This window comes from Streptomyces sp. NBC_01077 (assembly GCF_045162855.1).
Lineage (GTDB): Bacteria > Actinomycetota > Actinomycetes > Streptomycetales > Streptomycetaceae > Streptomyces.
Genome location: NZ_CP108669.1, coordinates 9,505,853 through 9,527,072 on the forward strand (window position 1 = coordinate 9,505,853; position 21,220 = coordinate 9,527,072).

At 67.9% G+C, this 21,220-nt stretch carries 15 protein-coding genes and 6 pseudogenes; 4 read left to right on the forward strand and 17 right to left on the reverse strand.

Going from position 1 to position 21,220, the window contains the following annotated elements; genetic code table 11:
• Positions 1-38 precede the first annotated feature (38 nt).
• Positions 39-545 (reverse strand): annotated as a pseudogene (locus OG462_RS42685) (transposase); the annotation flags it as partial.
• Positions 533-1,053 (reverse strand): annotated as a pseudogene (locus tag OG462_RS42690) (winged helix-turn-helix domain-containing protein). The pseudogenes OG462_RS42690 and OG462_RS42685, both read right to left, overlap by 13 nt.
• 817 nt (positions 1,054-1,870) lie before the next feature.
• Between OG462_RS42690 and OG462_RS42695 the strand changes: the two are divergent.
• Positions 1,871-2,470, forward strand: a pseudogene (locus tag OG462_RS42695) (transposase family protein); the annotation flags it as partial.
• A 473-nt stretch (positions 2,471-2,943) separates the two neighbouring features.
• Here the strand turns inward: OG462_RS42695 and OG462_RS42700 are convergent.
• Positions 2,944-3,134, reverse strand: a pseudogene (locus OG462_RS42700) (transposase family protein); the annotation flags it as partial.
• A gap of 105 nt (positions 3,135-3,239) precedes the next feature.
• Here OG462_RS42700 and OG462_RS42705 point away from each other — a divergent pair.
• A complete protein-coding gene (locus OG462_RS42705; protein WP_406066922.1) occupies positions 3,240-3,455 on the forward strand; it encodes a hypothetical protein in 216 nt (71 codons plus the stop codon).
• A 293-nt stretch (positions 3,456-3,748) separates the two neighbouring features.
• Complete coding sequence (locus tag OG462_RS42710) at positions 3,749-4,504, forward strand: hypothetical protein (protein ID WP_406053976.1); 756 nt, start codon at positions 3,749-3,751, stop codon at positions 4,502-4,504.
• A 961-nt stretch (positions 4,505-5,465) separates the two neighbouring features.
• Here OG462_RS42710 and OG462_RS42715 read toward each other — a convergent pair.
• The 5 genes and pseudogenes from OG462_RS42715 to OG462_RS42735 all read right to left on the reverse strand — a co-directional run.
• Positions 5,466-5,738 (reverse strand): annotated as a pseudogene (locus OG462_RS42715) (transposase); the annotation flags it as partial.
• Between the two features lie 14 nt (positions 5,739-5,752).
• Complete coding sequence (locus OG462_RS42720; protein WP_406066321.1) at positions 5,753-6,829, reverse strand: IS110 family transposase; 1,077 nt, start codon at positions 6,827-6,829, stop codon at positions 5,753-5,755.
• Between the two features lie 223 nt (positions 6,830-7,052).
• Positions 7,053-7,331 (reverse strand): annotated as a pseudogene (locus OG462_RS42725) (IS630 family transposase); the annotation flags it as partial.
• Complete coding sequence (locus OG462_RS42730; protein WP_406053974.1) at positions 7,328-7,867, reverse strand: transposase; 540 nt, start codon at positions 7,865-7,867, stop codon at positions 7,328-7,330. The gene OG462_RS42730 and the pseudogene OG462_RS42725, both read right to left, overlap by 4 nt.
• 1,623 nt (positions 7,868-9,490) lie before the next feature.
• Positions 9,491-9,634 carry a hypothetical protein gene (locus tag OG462_RS42735; RefSeq protein WP_406053972.1) on the reverse strand — a complete coding sequence of 48 codons (144 nt, stop codon included), beginning with the start codon at positions 9,632-9,634 and terminating at the stop codon, positions 9,491-9,493.
• 622 nt (positions 9,635-10,256) lie between these two features.
• On the opposite strand from OG462_RS42735, the gene OG462_RS42740 reads away from it, so the two are divergent.
• Positions 10,257-10,487, forward strand: coding sequence for a hypothetical protein (locus OG462_RS42740; protein ID WP_406053970.1), 231 nt, complete (start codon positions 10,257-10,259; stop codon positions 10,485-10,487).
• 39 nt (positions 10,488-10,526) lie between these two features.
• On the opposite strand, the gene OG462_RS42745 is transcribed toward OG462_RS42740, so the two are convergent.
• From OG462_RS42745 to OG462_RS42785, 9 genes are all read right to left on the reverse strand, one after another.
• On the reverse strand, positions 10,527-10,694 hold the full coding sequence (locus OG462_RS42745) for a hypothetical protein (RefSeq protein ID WP_406053968.1): 168 nt from the start codon (positions 10,692-10,694) through the stop codon (positions 10,527-10,529).
• 650 nt (positions 10,695-11,344) lie between these two features.
• On the reverse strand, positions 11,345-11,764 hold the full coding sequence (locus OG462_RS42750) for a transposase (protein WP_406066904.1): 420 nt from the start codon (positions 11,762-11,764) through the stop codon (positions 11,345-11,347).
• 466 nt (positions 11,765-12,230) lie between these two features.
• The gene (locus tag OG462_RS42755) at positions 12,231-13,409 is read right to left on the reverse strand and encodes an NlpC/P60 family protein (protein ID WP_406053966.1); all 1,179 of its coding nucleotides are present in this window, start codon (positions 13,407-13,409) and stop codon (positions 12,231-12,233) included.
• Complete coding sequence (locus tag OG462_RS42760) at positions 13,406-16,042, reverse strand: hypothetical protein (RefSeq protein ID WP_406053964.1); 2,637 nt, start codon at positions 16,040-16,042, stop codon at positions 13,406-13,408. The genes OG462_RS42755 and OG462_RS42760 overlap by 4 nt, the downstream gene beginning before the upstream one ends.
• 137 nt (positions 16,043-16,179) lie before the next feature.
• Positions 16,180-18,744 carry an ATP-binding protein gene (locus tag OG462_RS42765; RefSeq protein ID WP_406066317.1) on the reverse strand — a complete coding sequence of 855 codons (2,565 nt, stop codon included), beginning with the start codon at positions 18,742-18,744 and terminating at the stop codon, positions 16,180-16,182.
• 2 nt (positions 18,745-18,746) lie between these two features.
• Entirely contained in the window at positions 18,747-19,358 is a 612-nt protein-coding gene (locus tag OG462_RS42770; protein WP_406053962.1) for a hypothetical protein, read from the reverse strand.
• Positions 19,355-19,699: a hypothetical protein gene (locus tag OG462_RS42775; protein ID WP_406053960.1), complete on the reverse strand. Its 345-nt coding sequence runs from the start codon at positions 19,697-19,699 to the stop codon at positions 19,355-19,357. Before OG462_RS42775 ends, OG462_RS42770 begins: the two co-directional genes overlap by 4 nt.
• Positions 19,699-20,709: a conjugal transfer protein gene (locus OG462_RS42780; RefSeq protein WP_406053959.1), complete on the reverse strand. Its 1,011-nt coding sequence runs from the start codon at positions 20,707-20,709 to the stop codon at positions 19,699-19,701. Before OG462_RS42780 ends, OG462_RS42775 begins: the two co-directional genes overlap by 1 nt.
• A gap of 89 nt (positions 20,710-20,798) precedes the next feature.
• The gene (locus OG462_RS42785; protein ID WP_406053957.1) at positions 20,799-21,023 is read right to left on the reverse strand and encodes a hypothetical protein; all 225 of its coding nucleotides are present in this window, start codon (positions 21,021-21,023) and stop codon (positions 20,799-20,801) included.
• Between the last annotated feature and the right edge of the window lie 197 nt (positions 21,024-21,220).

A 21,220-nucleotide genomic window follows, 5' to 3' on the forward strand; every position in this document is an offset into this window, starting at 1 on the left:
GAACTTTGACCAGATGCCCTCTTACTGACGTCAGCTCGTCAGGGTGATAGTTGCTCGACGAGGGTCAAGCCGGTCCCCGCTATGAAGCCGTCGAGGGTGTGGGACCGGTATTGAAGGCGTTTGAGCCTGTTACGGACAAGGGCTTCGAGCTGGTCGAGGGCCATGACGGCGAGGTTGGCGAGGCTGCGTTTGACGTGGGCCCATACCCACTCGACGGGGTTGAGGTCGGGCGAGTAGGCGGGCAGCAGGAACACCGTCAGCCATGCCCGCTCGGCCACGAGGGCCTGCATCCTGCGGGACACGTGGGTGTTCAACCGGTCCCAGACCAGCACGATTGGTGCCCCGACCAGCTGGTGGACACCGTCGATCAGCGCGATGAAGTCCCGCTCGCCCATACTGCGACGGGCACTTTTCCCCGCGGGATGACTCCGCAGGCGGTGACACAGCCGGGTCCGGGAACCCGGCCGCATTGCAATCAGCCCGGCCACTGACAGCCGGCCCGAACGGCGGCCGCTGATGGTGACAACCGGGGTCACTCCGCGCCGGCCCCAGGTCCGTCCCCGCGGCGGCCTGCGGGTGAACCCGGCTTCGTCCTCGAAGCAGACGTAGCCCCCGCAGGCCGCCCTCGCCCTTTACCTCCGCCCAGGTCGCCTCCTTCCATACGGCGACAGCCTGCTCATCGCGCTCCGCGACCCGCCGGGCGGGCACCTGCGGGCTGAAGCCCAGCCGGTGCATCAGCCGGGTCGCACCCGAGACGCTGTAGGAGACATGGAACTTCCTGCCGATCAGCGTGGCCACCCGCGAGGCGGTCCACACCTGGTCCTCCACCCAGCCATGCGCGGCCGGCCCCTGCTCCAGATACGCGGCCAGCTTCTCCAAAGACCGCGGGGACAGCCGGCACCGCGACCCGCTCGGACCACGGGAGGCCAGCGCCTGAACACCGCCATCCCGCCACAACTGGTGCCACTGATAAGCCGACTTCACACTCACCCGCAGCCGCCGTGCGACTTCCGACGGCTTGATCTGCTGCTCGAACAGTTCAGCCGCCTGCATCCGAACCGTCTCCCGACGCCGGCGCCCCGTCGGCGTCAGCCCGCCCCCATCTGCATATCTCACACCTCACGGATACAGCCACCCGCCTTCACCCGTCAGGGACTTCACACAGATTCACCCCGACGAGCTGAAGTCAGTAAGGAACGCCAGGGCAGAAAGGGCTGACTATCGCATCTCGAGCATCGGCAGGTGCGATCATATCATACCTCTATGAGCAGGATGCCCGGCATCAACTCAAATGCCCCGGTTCGCCCAGATCTGGGGGTGCTGAGATTCCCGGCATGGAGTACTCAGTTGGCCGTCAATCGACAACGCTACTTTGGAGGCATGAGTAAAAATGACCTCCAGCTTTCTGTCATGGCTCCTGTCGCGACACGTCACGGCCTCAAGTCCAGCACTCTGATGCGTGCACCCGGAGTGCTCATTGCTGGCGCAGTAGTGTCCCTCACTCTCATTGAGCTTCTTCAGAGTGGCCACCGATCGGGTGACGATTGGGCCCACGAGAGCTTTGCGCTGCCGCAGCTCAGAGGGCAGTCAACCTCAGCCAGCCACTCATCCTCTGGAGTGACCGCTGAAGAAGCTCATTGCACCCTCCCACGCTGCACAGCCAGAGCGCCCCGTGTGCTCAGCATGCTCGGTAGGCATGGGGACGAAGGCCGGGCTCTGAGCACCTCTCTCGACAGGTATGGCTGGACGCGTGATGAGTCAGGGACGCTTCGAAGCGTGTTGCATCAGACTGCAGTGCGAGCATCTCCCCTGTGCGCGTGGGGCTTTGAGAGCTGAACCGCAGTGGGTGGAAACATTCACGGGTCTGCGTATGCGGCAGTTCGAGCGGCTGCTGAAGGCGGTCCGGGAACGGGGCGGTAGCGGGAACGGTCCTGGTGGTGGCCGACCGTGGTATCTGCCGCTGGCGGACCGGGTACTGCTGGTGGCCGTCTACTACCGCACGAACCTCACAATGAGGCAGCTCGCGCCGCTGTTCGACATCTCGCCCGCGACGGTGTGCCGGGTCATCCAGCGGCTGCGGCCGATCCTGGCCGTCGAGCCGGCCCCCCGCCCGGCCGACGCGGTGGAACGGCTGTGGATCGCGGACGGCACCCTCATCCCGTTCCGCGACCGGGAGGCCGGCGCATCCTCACGCAACTCCCGATTCTCGGCGAACGTGCAGGTCATCATCGACGCCGACACGAAACTCGTGATCGCCGCGGCCCGTCCGGCGCCCGGCAGCACCGCGGACGCGAGAGTCTAGCGGGACTCCGGCCTGGCCGTGGCATGCGAAGGCGTGACCGTGCTGGCCGACTGTGCCTGCATCAACACCGGCCTCGCCGTCCCGCACCGCAAACGCCAAGGACGGGCCCTCCTGCCCGGCGAAGAGGAAGATGACGGGGGTGGGCCAGGCCGACGCCGACGTTCGCGGCAGACATCTCGGGGGCACGGCAGAATCTGACGAGCCGCCAGTTACCTTGCTGGTCATGCCGGAACGTCGGTGCCGATCCTGACAGCAGCCCAGCCCAGCCCAGCCCAGCCCCGGGCCACAGTCCAACCATCACAATTACCTTGATGGCATTCTGTTGGACTTTAAGGACATTGGGCCGAATTCGGTCTCTTGCCTCCGGCGGGCCTGATCCCGTCATCGATGGCGCCCCCTCCAAAGCCGAGGCGGTCGACGTACAAGGCGGGTCAGGTAGGCCATCATCGAGGGGAGTCCGTCTCGCTGGACCGAATTCTCTTTGGTACCTGTGGTCATTGAGCTTCTTCAGAGTGGCCACCGATCGGGTGACGATTGGGCCCACGAGAGCTTTGCGCTGCCGCAGCTCAGAGGGCAGTCAACCTCAGCCAGCCACTCATCCTCTGGAGTGACCGCTGAAGAAGCTCATTCATTAAGGATCTTCAGCGTCGCCGCTCGAGGGTGAGGATGGCTTTGGTGATTGACGTGAGCCGGTTGGGGCTGATCCGGGCTTTGCGGAAGATCCGCCAAGCCTTGAACGGGCGAAGGCCCGCTCGACCGGCAAGCGGAGTCGGGCGTGCGCTCGATTGACGGCTGCTGGTCTGGGTGTGAGGGGGTGTCCGCGGCGTCGTTTGAACGGCACTTGGAACGTGCCGCCGACAAGGCCTACGCCAGGGCCGGCAGCACCGCGGACGCGAGAGTCTAGCGCGACTCCGGCCTGGCCGCGGCATGCGAAGGCGTGACCGTACTGGCCGACGTCGCCTACATCAACACCGGCCTCGCCGTCCTGCACCGCAAACGCCAAGGACGGGCCCTCCTGCCCGGCGAAGAGGAAGACAACGGGGTGGGCCTGGCCGACGCCGACGCTCGCGGCAGACATCTCGGGGGCACGGCAGAATCTGACGAGCCGCCAGTTACCTTGCAGGCCATGCCGGAACACCGGCGCCGGTCCTGACAGCAGCCCAACCCGGGCCACCGCACAACTATCACCAACACCTTGATGGCGTTCCGCTGGACTTTAAGGACATTGGGCCGATTTTGGTCTCTTGCCTCCGGCAGGCCCGATCCCGTCACTCACCGATGGCGCTCCCACCAACGCCGAGGCGGTCGATGCGCAAGGCCTCCGGAGGCTCGGCTGCCGTGACAGGCGGCCATCGACAGGCAGGCCATGCCTTCGATGAGAACGGACATGTACCATCCCGCCAATAGACGTCTTTCTCGCCAGCTGGCCGAAAGGGAAGGGCTGGCATGACCTTTGGAAACATCTTTGCCTTCATGTGCGCGCGCGACGATGCCTTCGCCAAGGCCGTAACTCCCGTACCTCATGACGTCATCGTCGCGGTGCAGCGGGAGCACAGGGTCGAGCTGCCCGCGACATACGTTGAGCTCCTGACCCTGCTCGGAGAGAAGGCCCCGGGCTACCATCCGTTCGGGCCCACCCAAGACCACGCCTTCTCCCGCCTTGTGGAGCTACTTCCTCCGCGGTTCTACCCCGGCCACGATTACTTCAAGATCAGCCGCTGCACGTCCTACGACATTGAACCCGAGGAGTACTACCTCGACCTCACCCGCGCCGCCGGAGACGACACTCCGCTAGTCCACCTCGGCTTCGCCGGCACGTTCTCCCGCAACCACGTGCACGACCTCCACCTCACACTGGCCGAGATGCTCAGCCGCACGGCTCTCATCGACTTCGAGCTCAGGCGTAAGCCGCACCACGCACAGGTCTACGCCCACGCCGACTCAACCAGAGAGGCGTTCACGCTCCGCGACCGCATCATCGCGCACCTGCAGAGGCTCCGAATGCAGATGCTTCTACCAGCCCAGCCTCACGTGACGGGCCTCGGAAACCACGGCCGCGCAGCCAAGGTCGAGATCGAGGACGAGCTCGTGGCGATCGACCTCGCGGGTTCTGACAAGGCCGCAGTACAGCAGGCGGCGGAGCACCTACTCAACAACGTGCCCAGGTCCAGTCAGCTCAACACGGATCCTGTCAAGGGCTGATCTGCGGCGGCCTGCCTCCCGCTGCGCACGTTTCCGTCTCCGTCAGCTCCGCGATGGACCTCCGGTCGGGCATGGGCTGCCCATCACAGTCAGTGTGACCACGCCAAACGACCCACCGCGCTGCCCATGGTCGAGTCCCGGGAGGACCCCTGGCGACATCAGAGCCGCCAGGTCTGCCGAGCCAGAATGCGGACCACTCACTGAACTTGTTCAGCGGTGCGTCTCGAGAGGTACGCCTCGGCGAGCCAGGAGAAGTACAGGGCCTTATCGCGCGCGTGCTCCTCCGGGAACCGGCTGAGCGCTGAGGACAGCACCGGAACGGAGCGTAAGGGGACGCCGGAGCCCCGTCCAGCAGCGCCCGGTCAGCCCTTGGGAAGGTGCTGGCGGAACAGTCGGTTCGTGCAGTCGGTCGCGTGCTCTCGGCGGTTACAGGTCCTGATCCCTCGCGCAACGGCTTCCGATGGTGCGAATCATGCGGTTGCCCGCCGCGATGGCGCCGGAGGCGTGCGCGTCGCGGGCTGCCCGAAGGAGAACAGCTTGGTTCCGTGGATGCCGAGCTCGGCCCAACGCCCGGCGGTCGCTGGCATGTCGGAGAGCTGGACGGTGCCGGGCCGCGCGTCCGGGCCGACCCCGTCGTCGGGCATTCAGAGCAGGGGCGCGCTGAGGTCTGCGGCCGTGAGGGGAGGCCGGCTGTAGGGGCTCGGACGACGTCGCGGGCCCGGGAGGGGTTGATGCCATCAGGGGTGGGCGCAGGGCGCTCGGAGAGGATGGTCATGGCGGCAGTGCACTCCCGAGGTCAGTCGCCAAACAGACCTCGGTAGGGATCCCCACCGAAGGGGCGAGTGCCGTAGCGCCGTGCGCCCAGGGGAGCTGTCGCGGAGTGATCTAGTAGAGCCGGAGGCCCGTAGCTAACCTGCACGAGCTTGTTACTGAGGTTGAACTCGTGATGTCGCTGGGTCGCTCAGGTGGGTCTGATGGTCAGGCCGATTTCGGCGAGGCAGCCGTCTATGAGGTCGCTGCGGTACTGGATGTGGGGTAGGCCGCGTCGGACGCGCTGGACGAGGTGTTCGGGGGTGCTGAATGCGACGTTGGAGAGCCAGCCACGCCGCAGCAGGGACCAGATCCCTTCCACGGGGTTGAGGTCGGGTGCGTAGGGCGGCAGGTAGTAGATGGTGAGCCAGTCCCGCGAGGCGGCGAACTCCCGCAGACCGGCGGCCTTGTGGACGTTCAGGATGCCCCTATGTTGCGTCAAGCGGCAGAAGACGAGGCAGCAAGGGCCGACGGCGGCTGGATCTGACGGTAGATCTCGCGAGCGACGTAGCGTTTGAGGCAGCGGATGATCTCGCGTTTCGACATGCCCTGTTTTGTGCGGCGGTCGACGTAGAGACGGGTGCGGGCATCACGGCGGATGCGTGTCACGACGATGCGGTAGAGGGCAGCGTTGGCCTGCCGGTTGCCCCCGCGGTTGAGCCTCCGGCGCTGGGTCTTTCCGGAAGACTGCTCGACGGGGCTGACGCCGCACAGAGCTGCGAATGATGCTTCGCTGGCCAGCCGTTCCGGATTGTCGCCGGCGGCGATCAGCAGGGCAGCGGCACTGTCGGGCCCGACACCGATGATGTCCAGGAGCTGCGGATGACAGCGGTGGACGGCTTTGCTGACCCGGCGGGTGAGTTCCTTGACCTCGACGGTGAGCTGCTGGATGCGCCGGGCCAGCAGCCGGAGCGTGAAGACGGCAGCGTGGCCGGCGTCGGGAAGGTCGGCACACCTGGCGATCAAGGCCGTGTTGCTGAGCATGGACAGTGCCTCGCGCAGCGCGGGATCGACACCGAGCAGCACGGCCTTGAGCTGGTTCTTTGCCTGCGTGCGGGCCTTGACGGCTGACTCCTTCGCCAGTCGCAGCACGCGCATGTCGGCCGCCGGGCCTTCTCCGGTCTTGGGCGTGACGTCGGCGCGTCCGGACAGCACCGCGCGGGCGGCGGCCTCCGCATCGACGGCGTCGGTCTTGCCGCGCTTGCGGCGCAGGGCGCGGTCGGGCTGATTGACCTCGATGACCTGGACGTTCTCCCGGCTCAGGAAGCGTGCCAGGGCCGCTCCGTAGGATCCGGTGCACTCCACACCGGCTCGGCGCAGGGCGCCGAAGGAGCGTGCCCAGGACAGGAGTTGGCGGTATCCGGCGGCGGTGGTCGGGAACTGCTGGTGGGCCAGGAGTGCTCCGAGAGCGGTGATCACGGCGGCGACGTGCACGTCCTTGTGGGTGTCCACTCCCAGGATCACGTCCTCTGCCAGCGGTTCTTCTGGCTGTGCGGGCAGGATCGGCTGGGGCATGCTGGTGATGGTCACGCGGCTCCTTCATCGGCTGGGGCTGATGGCCGACGCCGGGCCGGGTGGGCGGTCAGAACTGTGATGGTGCCTTGTGTGGCAAGGCCCCTATCGGGACACGCCCGCCGGTCCGGCGGCAGCAAGCACCGCCCGGGACCACGGGCCGACAGATCCTGAACAAGGCAGCCTGGGCCAGTTGTCCCACGGGTCAGACCCTGGCCCCGGACGGTGCCCCATGAGTCTCACAGTTGTCCCAGACGAGCACGATCGGGCCGCCGAGCTGCTGGTGGGCGGCGATCAGCAGGCCCCGGTAGTCGCGCCAGGAGAAGCTCTTGCGTCCGTCGCGTTGGCCGTCGTCCCGGCGCGGCCGGTAGATCAGCCGGGACCGGTGGCCAGGTTTGTAGCAGGTCAGCACGGCGATGGATATCCGTCTGCGGGAACGGCCACGGACCCGCACCACCGGGGTCCGGCCGCGCTGTGACCATGTCTTTGCCTGCGGCGGCGTCATGGAGAATCCGGCCTCGTCCTCGAAGACGAGCCAGGCTCCACGGGCCGCCGCGAGCCTTCCGCGCAGGGCCACACCTCCCGGGCCCACCCGGCCACCGCCTCGTCGTCCCGCTCGACCGCCCGTCGGGCCGGGACCTGGCAGGACCAGCCGTTACGCACCAGCAGCTTGCGCACGCCCTGGACCGTGTAGGTCAGGTGGAAGCGCCGGCCGATCACCGTCTTCACACGGCTCAGGGTCCAGCGTTGGTCTTCCCAGCCGTGCGCGGCCGGACCCTTGGCCAGCTCCGCTTCCAGCTGGGCGAACTGCTTCTCGCTCAGTCTCGGCAGCGACACCGGCCCCTGTGACCGCAGAGCCCTCGGACCGCCCTCGTCCCACATCTGCCGCCACCGCTGCACCGACCGGACGCTGACCCGCAGGTCCTTGGCGATCACCGCGATCGCCTCGCCCAGGGCGAACCTCTCGGCCGCCTTGAGCCGTAACTCCTCGCGGAACTGCTGCCGTTCGGGGGTCAGCCCGCCACCTTGTGGATACCGCATGCCCCGGTGATACCGCACGGGCGACGAGCCGTCAGCCCCTACGACACCACGAGTTCAACCTCAGTAGTCAGTGAGCTTCTTCAGCGGTCACTCCAGAGGATGAGTGGCTGGCTGAGGTTGACTGCCCTCTGAGCTGCGGCAGCGCAAAGCTCTCGTGGGCCCAATCGTCACCCGATCGGTGGCCACTCTGAAGAAGCTCAGTGGTATGACTGTGCTTTCGGTCAACCGCGAGCATTTCAGGCCCTGTTCCGTGCCGCTGACGGCACTATGCCCGGCGCGCTCACAGGGCGATGCAATCGTCAGCCACCAGGTGGCACAGCTCGAGGCCGATCATGCAGTCGCAGCAGTGGGCCTACCGCATCGCTGACCCGCGGGTTGCGCCGGCCAGCGAATGTCGATCCCCCTGCTTGAGAAACAAGGCGAGGAGCTGGTCGCGGAGCGGGTCAACAATGCAAGATGGGGCAGCAGGCATGGTCCCTGATCAGGGGCCATGCCTGCGTCATTATACTCGCCTGCTGGTGGACGCTCTAAGTGAAGCTTCCCGATCGAGCGAAGTCACTATACATCCGCGATGGTGACCGGGAGCGGTCACTGAGCTTCTTCAGCGGTCACTCCAGAGGATGAGTGGCTGGCTGAGGTTGACTGCCCTCTGAGCTGCGGCAGCGCAAAGCTCTCGTGGGCCCAATCGTCACCCGATCGGTGGCCACTCTGAAGAAGCTCACTGAATCGCTTTCGTCCTGTCTCTGAAGGGTGAAAGAGATTCATTGGCGAAGGTACCGACACGCCACCGCTCGCTGCTGCCACTGCCGGAGAAGAAGCAGCTCACGGACACGGTCCGACGCTGGGCAATCATTAGACAGACGCCCCCGTCTCTCGGCAGACACGACAGGGTCCCGCAGCTCTGAGAAGGCTGCTGGAGCGACCAGCGGCCCCTGGCCGGGCATTCGCCGACGGCTAGCCAGGTCAACCAAGGCATCGGTCGGGCCCGCTCTGGCGACGCTCTATCCACTGTGGTGACAACACACTGAAGGTTCAGCGGCACCCAACCCGCCCATCCGTCCCGACGGACGGATACGTCTGAAATTACTACGTGCGACGGGAGGGGTATGTGGGTGCCGCTGGACGGGCTTCTCTGCGTTGCCAATGAGCCGCCTACTCGGGCACGTGAGTTCCAGACTTCTTCAGGAAGACAACGACCGGCTCAGCTTCCGAGACACCTCCCGGAGCAATGAGGTCGACAAAGTCCGTGCAAGACGAGTCGCTGTATACAGATACTGCGTATTCGAGCCCATTGACCTTGGACCCCGCCGGAAGTGCGGTGCATTGATCCGACAGCGTGGCGGCTCCCGACGGCCCGGCGCCCAGAGACAGCACGGAGACGGCACCGGCCACGCTGGCGAGTACAGTCAAGGCCCAGTGACGCGTTTTCCTCATTCTCGTTCCATTTCTTTCATTTAGGGCTCAAGTGGATCTTATTCACCCGCCCTGGGGAATCGTTGAGCTTCTTCAGAGTGGCCACCGATCGGGTGACGATTGGGCCCACGAGAGCTTTGCGCTGCCGCAGCTCAGAGGGCAGTCAACCTCAGCCAGCCACTCATCCTCTGGAGTGACCGCTGAAGAAGCTCACTGCTGCAGCTTAAGGTTTTCGAGTTGCTTCTTCTTGAATTCGGCGAGCTCGGCGTCGGTGGCCACGGAAATGTCGGTGTCGCCTGCTTGCTGGGCGGCAGGGTCGGAGGCATCGGAAATCAGGAATTCGAGGAGACTCATTGGGTTATTCCATTCGATTTAAACGTAAGGGAACGTAGATTCCGCCTGACAGGCTTGTTTCTGCAGCATTAGACGTGGGTTTCACGGGAAGTATGGTGCTGCAGAATTCTGCGGGCAGTAGTCGAGGCGAAGCCTGCCCAGCTAGGGTAAAGTGACCGCGCCGTTGCTTTTATGGGCAGGTGGTACTCACTCAGGTTGCACGCCTTGAGGCCGTTTCCTGGTGAGGCTGAACGTGGGGTCGGAGCGGGGCGCCGGCATGCGGAGATCGCGAAGTTGCTGTTTCGCCCTCGAGAATGCGGTTCTGGTGACCTGAGTCAGAGATTCGTCGGCAATAGGCGGTGAATTCGTCGAGGATCTCGTCGGCTGTCTGGTCCAGACGAACGGCCTGTGAAGTACTCGTTCCAGTCGGCGAGGCCAGGACCGGATGTCGCGTTCGAGGACTTGGAACGAGCGGCGGACACCGCGCTTGAGCGTCTTCGGCGTGAGCTCGGCGAACCACCACTCGACCAGGTTCACCCACGACGCACTCGTGGGTGTGAAGTGCAGCTGGAACCGCGGGTGAAGCCAGAAGCCACTTCTTGATGTCGGGTGTTTTGTGGGTCGCGTAGTTGTCCAGGATCAGATGAACCTGGAGATCGGCCGGGACTTCCTTGTCCAGCTTGGCAAGGAACTCCTTGAACTCCGCTGGCCGGTGGCGGCGGTGGAGCGAGCCGATGCCCTTGCCACTGGCGGCCTCAAGGGCGGCGAACAGGGTCGCGGTGCAGGCCTGAACGTAGTCGTGGATGCGGCGTTCGGAAGCATCGGGCACTATCGGCAGGACCGGCTGGGACCGGTGCAGCGCCTGGATCTGTGAGCCCTCTGGGTTTCTCAGCGCTGATCGGCCCTGCGATTCCTAGGATTGAGAGGGCGCGGGTGTGGGGGTGTTGGACGGCACGGTGAAGTCGTTGTTGCCCCGCGGGTTGTCCATGTAGGGATCCGCGCTTGCGCCGGTGCTGAGCAGAAGGGCAGATGCCAGGCTGGCGAGCGCCAGTCCGCAGCCGGCCAGAACAGCCTTCTTCATGGTGACTCCTCTTCTGTGGGACGTTTTACCGTCCGAGCGTGACGCGAGGGCGCCGGGTCAGACACAGAGGCTAGGGAGATCGCACCCCAGAGGGCCTGAGCAACCGGTACCCAGGCTTGGGTCCTGCCTCGAGGTCAGATCCTGAGCGTGGATGATGAGAAGCGTGGCCTTGTCAGTTCGCTTCCCTGGCCACTGTGACGCTGCAGTCGACGGTGCCGCGGGTGATCAATGCTGCCTGGGCGGGTCTCTTCAGCGATTGCGGCTGCCGCGTTGCGCGCTTCTTGTAGCCGACAGGCCCCGTCTGCTTCCGCCGCGGTTTCGATCCGCCGTTCCCACTCCGCTGCCCGGGGGCCGCCGCAGTGCGGCAGCCCCCGGGTAAAAGGGGGAACGTGTGGGGGACGAACCGGGCCGGTCCGGTGCTGCGAAAGCTGACAGCCCGGAGTTGGAGGAGGTGGCCAGATCGGCGAGTGCCTGGGATGCTCCCGAGGAGGATTCACCACCAAAGTCCACATCACAGCCGACGGACGATGCTGGCCTCTCGCTCCCGTCCTGACGCCTGGGCACTACGGCGACGGCCCCCAGCTTGAGCGTGTTCTCGAGCGGTTCTCCGTGCCCCGGACCGGAGAGGTGGGCGACGATCTCCCCGGGCGTCAGTTGTTCCCTGTCAGAGAAGGAACTATTTCGTCGATGGTGCCGGTCCGCCGGGCGTATTGCGGCAGCAGTCCGGGACGGAAGGTGCCGCGCCGGTCACGCGGAACGTTCATGACGGCCGGACTGGCCTCGGTCATCACCTTCTTCGCCTGGTATCCATTGCGCATATTGTTGCCCGAACGCGAACCTCGACCGCCAGCGATCACCGGTTCATCGGCCAGATGAAGGCCCGCCTCTGATTCGAGCGCGGCCTGCATGAGGTGCTGCGCGAGTTCCGGGAGAATGCCTTGCCCATCAGGCGGAGACTGCCTGCCGCGGTCTCCTCCGCCGCGAGCGCGGCCAGTTCCTCCAGCAACCCGATCGTGTGACCCGTCGGCGTACCCATCAGATGACTCCTTCGAGGAAGGAACCCACCTAATTCATGACAGTCCCTGACTGGCCTGCCTGCAGGACCCAGCGCTCGGCGCGGTGGCCACCGTGTTCAGTCACTGAATGGAGCGACCGGTCAGTCAATGCCGCGCAGACGGGATCGTCGAGGAGGGCGTAGCCCTCTGGTGTCGTCCTCCTTGACCAGTCCCGAGGACAGTCACCCGATTACCACGGATCGCGATGGTGCCGAACACGTCGAGTGTCAGCCACGACCGGTCATCTCTGGTTCTGACGCCCGGCGCAACACTCCTTGATCATGATGGGTGTGCTGCTGGCGAGACGTGGGCGGATTCGATTGCCCGGCCGCGCGGCTCGGCGGTGTTTCCAGCAGATGGTGCTGTCGGTTCACTTGAGGCCGGCTCTCGGCGTTTGTGACGGGACTTGAAATGCCTGAACTGACGGCATGAGCACGGCCCGGCCTCGTTCAGGACCGTGGGTATGGCGGGATCGGACGTCTCATCCTCCCTTGGGGAAGTACGGCGGGGCCCAGCCGAGGTACGTGGCGCCCCACACGGTTTCGATGTCGGTGGCGTTGACGACGTCGATATAGCCCTTGCGGCGGATGTCGTTGGAGGCGATCTTCCCGTCTCCGAGGTAGAGCGCGACGTGACCGGCTCGCTGGCCGGTGTCCCAGTACATCAGTGCTCCGGGTGGGGGAGTGCGGTTGCGGTCGTGGCGCATGGCGGCGGGCATCTGCCGGTAGTGGTCGACGGCGTACTGGACGCCGGAGTAGGACCAGCCGTAGGTGCGGGCGACGAACGCGAGACAGGCCCGGTACCAGTCCCGGCCTCCGCCGGCGGCCTCCTGGAGTGCCCAGCCGATCGCCCCCGCTGTCGAGCGAGGGTTCTTAACAGAAGAGGGCCAGTTGGCGAGGCCGTCGTGGAATGCCGTGCCGCCCGGTGACGTACTGGCCGGGTTGGAGCCGGAAGTGGTGAGCTGGTCGTAGGTGTGAACGTGCGCGATGACTTCGTCCGCGTACGCCCCGGACTGGTTGTAGCGGAGCACCGCCTTGCGGAGCTGCGCGTCGTCGGTGAGGTTGCTGCTCCCTGTACCGCAGAGGTAGACGGCGGTGGCCTGGGCCGCGTCGAAGGCGTTGTGGGGGTCTTTGACGGTGTCGCCGTTGCCGTCCTGTCCGGAGGGGCCCTGCCAGGTGGAGGGGATGAACTGCATGGGTCCCACCGCCCGGTCGTACAGGGGGTCGCCGTCCAGGGCGCCGCCGTCGGTGTCGCTGTGGACGCTGGTGTTGCCGCCGGTCCCTGACCCGTTGAGCCGCACGCCGTAGATCCTGGGCGTCACGTCGCCGTTCGCCGCGATTTGGCGTGCGGCGGCGTGGCGGGATTCGACTTTGCCGATGCCTGCGATGACGGACCAGCGCATCCCCGCGCACTTCGGCCGGAGCGTGGTGACGGTGTGCGCGGCCTTGACGTAGGCGCTGAGGACGACCGGGCCGATCCCGGGGACGCTGGACGGAGTCGCGCCTGCTGGCCCCTGAGCGGAGCTTCCACTCTCCTTCTCGTGGCCGGTCGCCCCGCTGGCCACGGCGGCGATGAACAGGACGAGCAGTCCGACGACGAACGGCAGCGGGGCGAGCACGACCGCACCGACGGTCAGCGCCGTCTTCGTTGACGCGCTCATGGCCGGCCCGGCCGGCGCGGCGTCGGCCTTACCGGCGGAGCCTTCCGGGCGGGGCGAGGCGCGGCCCGTGGAGGAGTCTGCGCCGGGGGTGGCGTCTGCGGGGGAGCTGGAGGCGGCGTCTGCGGAAGGGGCGGGGCCGGCGTCTGTGCGGTGGGCGGGGCAGCCGGGGGCGGCGTCTGCGGAGGCTGCGAGCGAGATATGGGCCGGGGCGGTTGGGCCTGAAGGCGGTGCAGCCGTTGCCGGAGCATGGCCTGGGCCGGTCCGGCCGGAGGCTGTACGGCCCGTGGCGGCGCCGGACGCCGACGTACCGCAGGCACGGTCGGCACAGCAGGTACGGCAGGCACGGGAGGCACAGGAGCAGGAGTGCGCGGGCGGGGTGTCGGACGTGGGCGCCGTGCAGGCGATGCGGCCGGGTAGGGGCCGGGCCTGCGCGGGGCGTTGTAGCGGCCCAGTCCGCCCCGGCCGGTCACGATCCGGCCGAGCGAGCGCAGATTGTGGGTGTACTCCCCGCTGAAGTCCGCAACTGGTGCCACGACGCTTTGATGTACTGCCTGGACGGTCTCCTGCATGCCCTGAACCGTGTTGCCGGTCATGGAGGCAACCCGGTCGGGCAGGGCCGTGGCCGCGGCGCCGACCCGGCGGGCTGCACGCGGCCCGTACACCGGGAGCCCCGCGGTCGCCTTCAACGCGAACGCGGTGGTCTTCACCGCGCCCTTGGCGCCGGCGAGGGCGGTGCGGCCGGCGAAGTTCGCCGTCCCGGCCACAGCACGCCCGGCACCGTGCAGGGCCCCGCCACCCAGACGCGCGGCCACACGCCCCGTACCCACTCGGCCGATGCCGACGGCCGCGCTGGTGCCGCCGGTCGCAGCGAGCGCGCCGATCATGAGCCCGCCCATCAGCAGCTTCCTGCCCTTGCCGCCGCGGTTGGGCTGACCGAGCGAGGACGCAGTGGCCGCCCCGCCGGCCACGCTGCTGCCGACCCGGGCCCGGGCCCGCATGGTCAGACCGCGGGTGGCGCGGATCAGGCGCTTGCGGTAGACGAAGGCGCCGCCGCCGACGCAGTCCAGGACGACGAAGCGGATGGTGATGCCGCCGGGGATGTCGGTGTCGGAGGCGTTGAGGACGGCGTTGACGACGACGACGAACACCGCGATGGCGGTGACGGAGACGATAAGGAGGGCCAGGGCTCGGGCGATGGCGGTCGCACGGTCCCAGAGCCAGCCGCGCCCGGGCCCGGGCAGGACACCGAAAGCCAGCGCGACCTTCGCGATCATCGCCTCGAGGGCGATCTGCAGTTGCGCAAAGAGGAAGCCGAACGTCAGCGCGATCATGAAGAAGCAGGTCAGGAACGCGGCGATGACCATGAAGAAGGCGCCGCCGACCTTCTCCATGCTGGCCTTCTTCGCCGACGCGGCACCGTCCTTGACGCACGCGGCCTCGAACTCCTTCAACGGCCCCTTGGCGGCGAGCTTCTCGCGGACGACGGTCTCAGCCGGCTGAGTGGAGGCGTCCACGAGGTCGCTGAGAGGGCCGCCGATGAAGGGAACGTCCTGGACGTACCTGTTGTCGGCGGCCAGGATCTCGTCGATCTTCTGGTCGAAGACGGCCTGGGAGATACGGGACTGGCGGAACAGGGTGCCGCACTTCGGGCCGCGGCCGTTCTTCGGGTCCTCGAAGGTCCGCCCGTAGGAGAGCATCATCGCCGGGCGTGCGACGAACGCGTCGACCAGGGCATCGGTAATGGGCCGGGCGATCGAGCCGGCCGAACTGCGCACCCGCTGCCCGACCGTCGCTCCCTGCCCGGCCCTCTCCCACGTGCTGCCGGCTGTTGTAGTGGCGGTGCTGCCGGCGTCGATGGCCTCCTTGTCCAGGACGAGCGCGGCGGTCTCCACCGCCAGGTCGCGGACCGTGGCGACCGCGCCGTGATCCTTGGACAGCAGCAACTGGGGAGGCGAGGCGAGCGCGCCGACGGCGAGCGCGGAGATGACCATCGCAGCCGCCATCTCGCCCCAGCCCCGCGCCCGGTTGCCGAACAGCAGGTGCCAGGACGCCACCACGGCCGAGAACGTGAGGAACAGCGCGGGCAGACCCAGCTGCATGACCACCCCGCCGTACAGCGACGTCGAGACCGTCAGCGCGGGCTTGAGCAGCAGGCCGGCCAGGGAGAACGACAGCGCCCAGGTGAGCAGGAAGCAGGCGAAGGAGACGCCCCACTTGTTGCAGAGGAACATCATCTCGACGAGGAAGTGTTCGACCTTGAGGTCCCAGTCGTTCCAGTCGCCGGTGTCGGCATAGACCCGGTAGGCGGAGACAGGGATGTTGTTGCGGTCGGTGACCTCGAACGCAGACAGCACACCGCCCTGGGAGGCCTGGGTCTTGAGGTAGTTGTCCACCTCCTTGTCCCAGTCCTCCCTGGCCTTCTTCTCTTTCGCCTTCCGCTCGGCGGCTGCGTTCTTCTCCGCTTCCTGGCCGATCTCCTCCAGAGTGGTGCCGTTCTTGGGCGGAGTGAGGACGGGGGCAGGCGCGAGCGGGTTGTCCGGGTTGACCGGAGGCGCCAGTTGTTGGGGTGCCGTTGGGGACGGTGTCGGTTTCGGGGCGGCCGTGGCTACAGCGGCCAGGGTCAGTGACGACACGCTGGCGAGCATGAGAAGGATCACCGCGGCCAGCACCGCCCGGCCCGGCCGCGCCCACCGTGCCGCCGCGGTGGCATGGCCCCTGATACCCGTGCTCAGCCGCGCTGCGCTCTGCACGAGGGCCTGCTGCCGGGGCATCAGGCCGCCTGCCGGACGGGCTGGGAATGAATGTTGTCGGCGGCGGCCTGGTCGGCGGGGATGACGACCTGCATGGCGCCGATCCGGCCGGTCAGATCGCGGTGCAGGCACTCGCCGGCCCGCGCGGCGCGCTCCGCGTCGTTCATGTCCGGCCGGTTGGGGGACAGACCGGTGGTGACCACGTTCAGGAGGTCTTCGTCCTCGGGGTTGCAGCCCAGGAACGCCAGGCCTCGCCGGGCGAGGTTCCGGTTGGTGTGCCGGAAGAGGAACTTGCGCGGGATCAGCCCGCGCAGGATCTGGCCCTTGTCGCTGGAGGCGGGACCGATGTCGTCCTCGTCGTGCCCGCCGAACCAGGCGCCCGCGTTGTGCTTGCGGCCGTCCTTGACCAGCTCGATCGCCAGGTCCAGCCCCTCAGGGGAGGAAGTGAGCCACCAGCACTCGTCCCACACCACGACCGCGAACTCATCCGGCTGCGCGTAGACGATCTTCCGGCACAGCGCGGCGATCAGATACATCACCGCACGCCCGAAGGTCTTCTCGAACTGCAGCTTGTCCAGACGTCCCGCCTCAAGCTCGCTCTTCGACGGCAGAGCCAGAGACGCCACGGCGAAGACCACACTGTCTGCAGCCGAGTTGCGCACGACCGGCAGAGACTCGTCGAACACTGCGCGGGCGAGGTCCTTGCGGCGTACTGCCGCGAGCCGGCGCGCCGCCATCGCCGCGAACGTATCGCCGCCCGCGCCCCGGTTGGCGAGCTCCTCGACCAGGACCCGCATCGAAGGACTTGGCTCCTGAAGAGCCGCCTCGATCGCCTCCGACAGGGCGATGCCTTCTTCGCTCATCGGCGCCAGTCCCAGGAGCAGCGTGAGGAACGACTCGGTGAACCGCTGTGCCTCCGAGGCCTTGGTGAAGATCCGCAGCGGGTCCAGGGAGATCCGCGCCTGGTCGTCGATCGTGATGATCTCGCTCTCGCCGGGGCAGGCCTCGGCGAAGCGCACCCATTCCTGCTGCTCGGTCCGGTCCACCACCACGGCCCGCCCCCGCCTCACACCGCGAAGGCGCCGCCCGGCGGCGAGCACCGAGTACATGGCGCCCTTCATCCCCACCGACTTGCCGCTGCCCAGCTCACCCACCCACGCGGCCGCCGCCGAAGTGTTCTCCCTCGGGCCGCGCGACCAGTCACACAGCACCGGCCGCACACCGCCGCCGGCCAGCTGCAGCCCGTACAAAGGGCCGGTCTCATCCCCCAGCGCGCTGCCGGTGAACGGGCCGGCCATCGCGAAGTCACGCGCAAGGAGGTACTGCGCGTACTGGGCCATCACCGACGGCGTACGGGCGCCGGGCAGCATCCCGTACCAGAGGCTCTCCTGCTCACCGCGCGGCCGGACGAAGGTGTACTCGCCGCCGGCGAAATGCCCAGCCAGCTCACCCGCCCGACGCTCCGCCTCCTGCGGTGTGCCGCCCCACACGCACAGCGCGGTCATCGCCCGCACCTCCACCTCCGCCTTGGAGGACGTCAGACGCTCACGGAACTCATCCAGGCCCGACGCCGCCTTGCCGACGCTGGCCGGCACCCCCGCCGTCTCCCCGCCGTACTCCTGATACTGGTTGGCCAGCTCCCTCGCCTGGCGCCGGCTCTTGGCCTCCGCCTCCGCGCCGCCCGCCACGTTCAGACGCACCACCCAGTCCACCGGGAAGGAGAACTCATCGAGCCGGCCCAGATACTCCGAGCCAGGAAACGCGAACGCCTCGGGCATCTCGGCGAGCGCCAGCATCGCCTGGTACGACGGCCCCCACTCGGTCGTCACCTCCAGCCACCGCCGCGCGAACGGATTCCCTGGCTTCTTCGTCCCGCGACGGCCGGCCCTATCACTGTCCTGGTCCTGCCCGGCAAGAAGGTGGCCGCCCTCGGCGAGGACCACCTGCCCGAGCGCGGCCGCCCCCCGCCCACGCCCCCGCATCCGACGCTCACCCTCCCCACCACCGGGCAAGGCCGGCTCGACCAGACCGCGGCGCGCGCTGTGCCCATAGATCCACAGCACCTCCGCCGTCGACGCGGCACGCACACCGATCCCGGACGGCCACATCGACGCCAGACGCTCCGCCTGCCCCAGACGCAGCTCCTCCTCACCTGCGGAAACGGGCCGGGGAAGCAGCCCCAGCGACAAGGCGAACCCCGCGCGCGCGGCCGTGAACACCTCGCGCGCCGACTCCGCCCGCTGCATCGGCAGGGGAAGAGCCAGCCAGTCCGACCGTCCCGTCAGCTCCAACTGCCCCAACTGGCCCCGCAGCACTTCAACACTCTTGCGGTAGCGCGGCGACGCCCCCAGGTCGATGTCCGCGCACATCCTGGCCACCACCGACGCCGGGTCCACCGCCGGGCACAGGCTCAGCAGCATCGACTCCCCACGCAACTGCTTCACCAGCGCTTCCAGATACCCCAGACGCTGCTGCCTGGCCCGCCGCGAGGCATGAGCCGTATCAGCGCCCTCCACCCGGAAGACCGCCCAGACCGTCCCCTGCGTCGTCCACATGACGTTCCCGGCCACATGCCGGACCGGCATCCTCACCGCCCACACCCCCACCCATCCGCAGGCACCTCTTGGGCGGCGCGCTTTTGACGCAACGCAAGAAGACCCGCAGCCGCCGACACCGGCCGACCGGCCCGCGACCCCGAAGAAAAGACCTCCCCGACCGAACGCGCCACCTGCCGGTCCACCCGCCCGTCGACCACACGACGAGCCTGCGGCCGAGGCGTTGCAGGCCAGGTCACACTGCACACCCCCACCAGGCTCCGGCCGGGGCCCAGCGACTTCACGGGCCGCCCCCCGAGCCGCCCCCCGACCGGCGCCATCACAGTCCCGCCCGCACTCACCGCGACCAGAAGCGGATTCCGCCCGTCGACGTGGACATGACGCACCACCAGCGACAACACGTACGGCACACCGACCGCGATCACCAGGTTCACCAGCCCGAAGTGCGCCCACACCGAGCGCGTCAGCATCAAGACCCCGAACACCACGGCGATCACGATCACCTGCGGCACCGTGTACGGGCCGCCCCAGATCGACTGCCGGCCCCCCGGCCACTTTCCGATCATCAGCGGATGCCGACGCGCCTTGGTGTAGCACCGGCCGACCAGCACCTCGTCCTCAGCCGACGCTGCTTCCCCGCTCACTGCGCCTCACCGTCAGGCCCTGAACCAGCCGCCGGGTCGACGACCCGGACGACGCCCGGCCCCCGCCCCTCGGTCACCGGCGGCACAGCACCCCCGCCCGGCTTGATGGTCTGCCCGATGCTGTCGCGGAACACGATCGCGTTCATCACTGCGAACCACAGCGCCGCCGCCCCCAGAAAGGCCCCGGCCGCAGCCAGCACCGACTTCGACTGCCTCCACGTGACGACCACCGAGACCACCAGCATCACGGACATCACCGTGCCGGTCAGCACATCCCTAATCCGCACCCCCAGCCGGTCGACGTCGGTGAGCGCATCCGCCAGCACCACCCAGTTCCCCATCAGTTCCGTCCTTCCTTCGCCACACCAGAACCAGCCGGCGCGAGGAGCGGAGCCGCCTCGACGGCCTCCACCTCCCACCGCCCATCCCGCGCCTTCATCGCCACCGCATACGTCAGCGGCCGCTCGACGCCCACGGGATCAACCGCCGCGACGTCCACCAGCAGCCGCCGCCGGGTGCCATCCGCGATCTCCGCACCCTCGGAGAACGCAGCCCCCGGCGCGTTCGTCCCGTACTCCGCGATCCGCACCAACGCCACCGACGCGTACGGCACAGGCACGACCGACGCCAGCGCGCTGCCCGGCGACATGTACCGGTCCAGCTCGCCCTCGCCGGCCAGATACGAAGAGAAGAACCCTCCGAGCGTCCGCACCCCGGCATCCGCCTGGCTAGGCTCCACCCCCTGCCCGTACCCGAGCGCGGGTGCCTTCCCGGCAGGCGGCGCACCCACCTCCGCAGGCAGAGAAACCGCCGCGAGCGCCCCCGCGGGCCCGGACCGCACCGGCACCCGGAAGTACCGCAACACCGCCACCCCCGCCCCCGCATCGGCCCCCTCCTGCACGGCAGGCTTCACGGCGGCGGACTTGACCAGGCGGACACGAGCGGCGACCGTCACCGCCCAGTAGCCGTCCGAGACCGCACGCACCCGCACCGCCGCGACCTGCTCCACCACCTGGCTCCCGGGGCCGGCCAGGACCACCACCGACTCCGCGCCCGGCAAGAAACCCTCGAGCGAACCCTCCGTCCCCTCCCCGGCCTCCAGATACGCGTGCACGAACAACTCCGCAAACCCACCTGGACCGGAAGCCGACGTATCCGCGGCAGCGACTGCACCCCGCTCCGGCACGGCCCTACTCACCACCACCTCCGGCTGCGACAGCAGCGCCCACGCCCCCAGCGCCGGCCCTGCCAGCAGCAGCACCCACGCCGCGCGCCGCACGACCGTCACCGCGTTCGCCGCAGCACCCAGGGAACCCAGCGCCCACCCGCCGACCTCCCCGGGCAGCACCACCGAACCCTCCTCCGACCGACGCCCGCCCCGAGGACCGGACCGTCCATCCACACCTCCACGACCACGGACCGAGTCGTCCCTCCGGCGCCTCACGACGGGCCCTCCCTCAGCAGCGCGGCCCGCGTTCGCCGGGACTGCGCCGGCAACTCCGCCCACCGGGCAAACGCCTCACGCGCACTCGGAGCCTCATCCCGCAGATAGCAGCGCATCGCCTCCTCCGTGTCCGCCGAGAACGGCGCGACCTCCAGCAGCGAGGCCAGCTCCACCAGCCGACGGCGGGCCCGTACCAGCACCGCCTCATCCCTTTCCACCACAGCCGACTCCTCCCATACCGGCTCACCGGCGGCCGATCCGCCGTACCACCCCCGCAAGGAGCCGCCCCGGCCCGAACGTGACCCCCCCCGTTACCTTTTTCGTGGCTCCGCAATGGGGCCTCCGGCCTTCGGGTCCGGCATGACTTCCCCCCCTTGTTGTTCATGATCCGGGGGGTGGTGTCACCGGGCCCGGAGGC

Bases quoted from the DNA above. Each gene is read 5' to 3' on its own strand.
- OG462_RS42710 (WP_406053976.1), top strand. From the start codon at position 3,749: ATGACCTTTGGAAACATCTTTGCCTTCATGTGCGCGCGCGACGATGCC.
- OG462_RS42720 (WP_406066321.1), bottom strand. From the start codon at position 6,829: ATGCCCCAGCCGATCCTGCCCGCACAGCCAGAAGAACCGCTGGCAGAG.
- OG462_RS42730 (WP_406053974.1), bottom strand. From the start codon at position 7,867: ATGCGGTATCCACAAGGTGGCGGGCTGACCCCCGAACGGCAGCAGTTC.
- OG462_RS42735 (WP_406053972.1), bottom strand. From the start codon at position 9,634: ATGAGTCTCCTCGAATTCCTGATTTCCGATGCCTCCGACCCTGCCGCC.
- OG462_RS42740 (WP_406053970.1), top strand. From the start codon at position 10,257: ATGAACCTGGAGATCGGCCGGGACTTCCTTGTCCAGCTTGGCAAGGAA.
- OG462_RS42745 (WP_406053968.1), bottom strand. From the start codon at position 10,694: ATGAAGAAGGCTGTTCTGGCCGGCTGCGGACTGGCGCTCGCCAGCCTG.
- OG462_RS42755 (WP_406053966.1), bottom strand. From the start codon at position 13,409: ATGAGCGCGTCAACGAAGACGGCGCTGACCGTCGGTGCGGTCGTGCTC.
- OG462_RS42765 (WP_406066317.1), bottom strand. From the start codon at position 18,744: ATGCCGGTCCGGCATGTGGCCGGGAACGTCATGTGGACGACGCAGGGG.
- OG462_RS42775 (WP_406053960.1), bottom strand. From the start codon at position 19,699: ATGGGGAACTGGGTGGTGCTGGCGGATGCGCTCACCGACGTCGACCGG.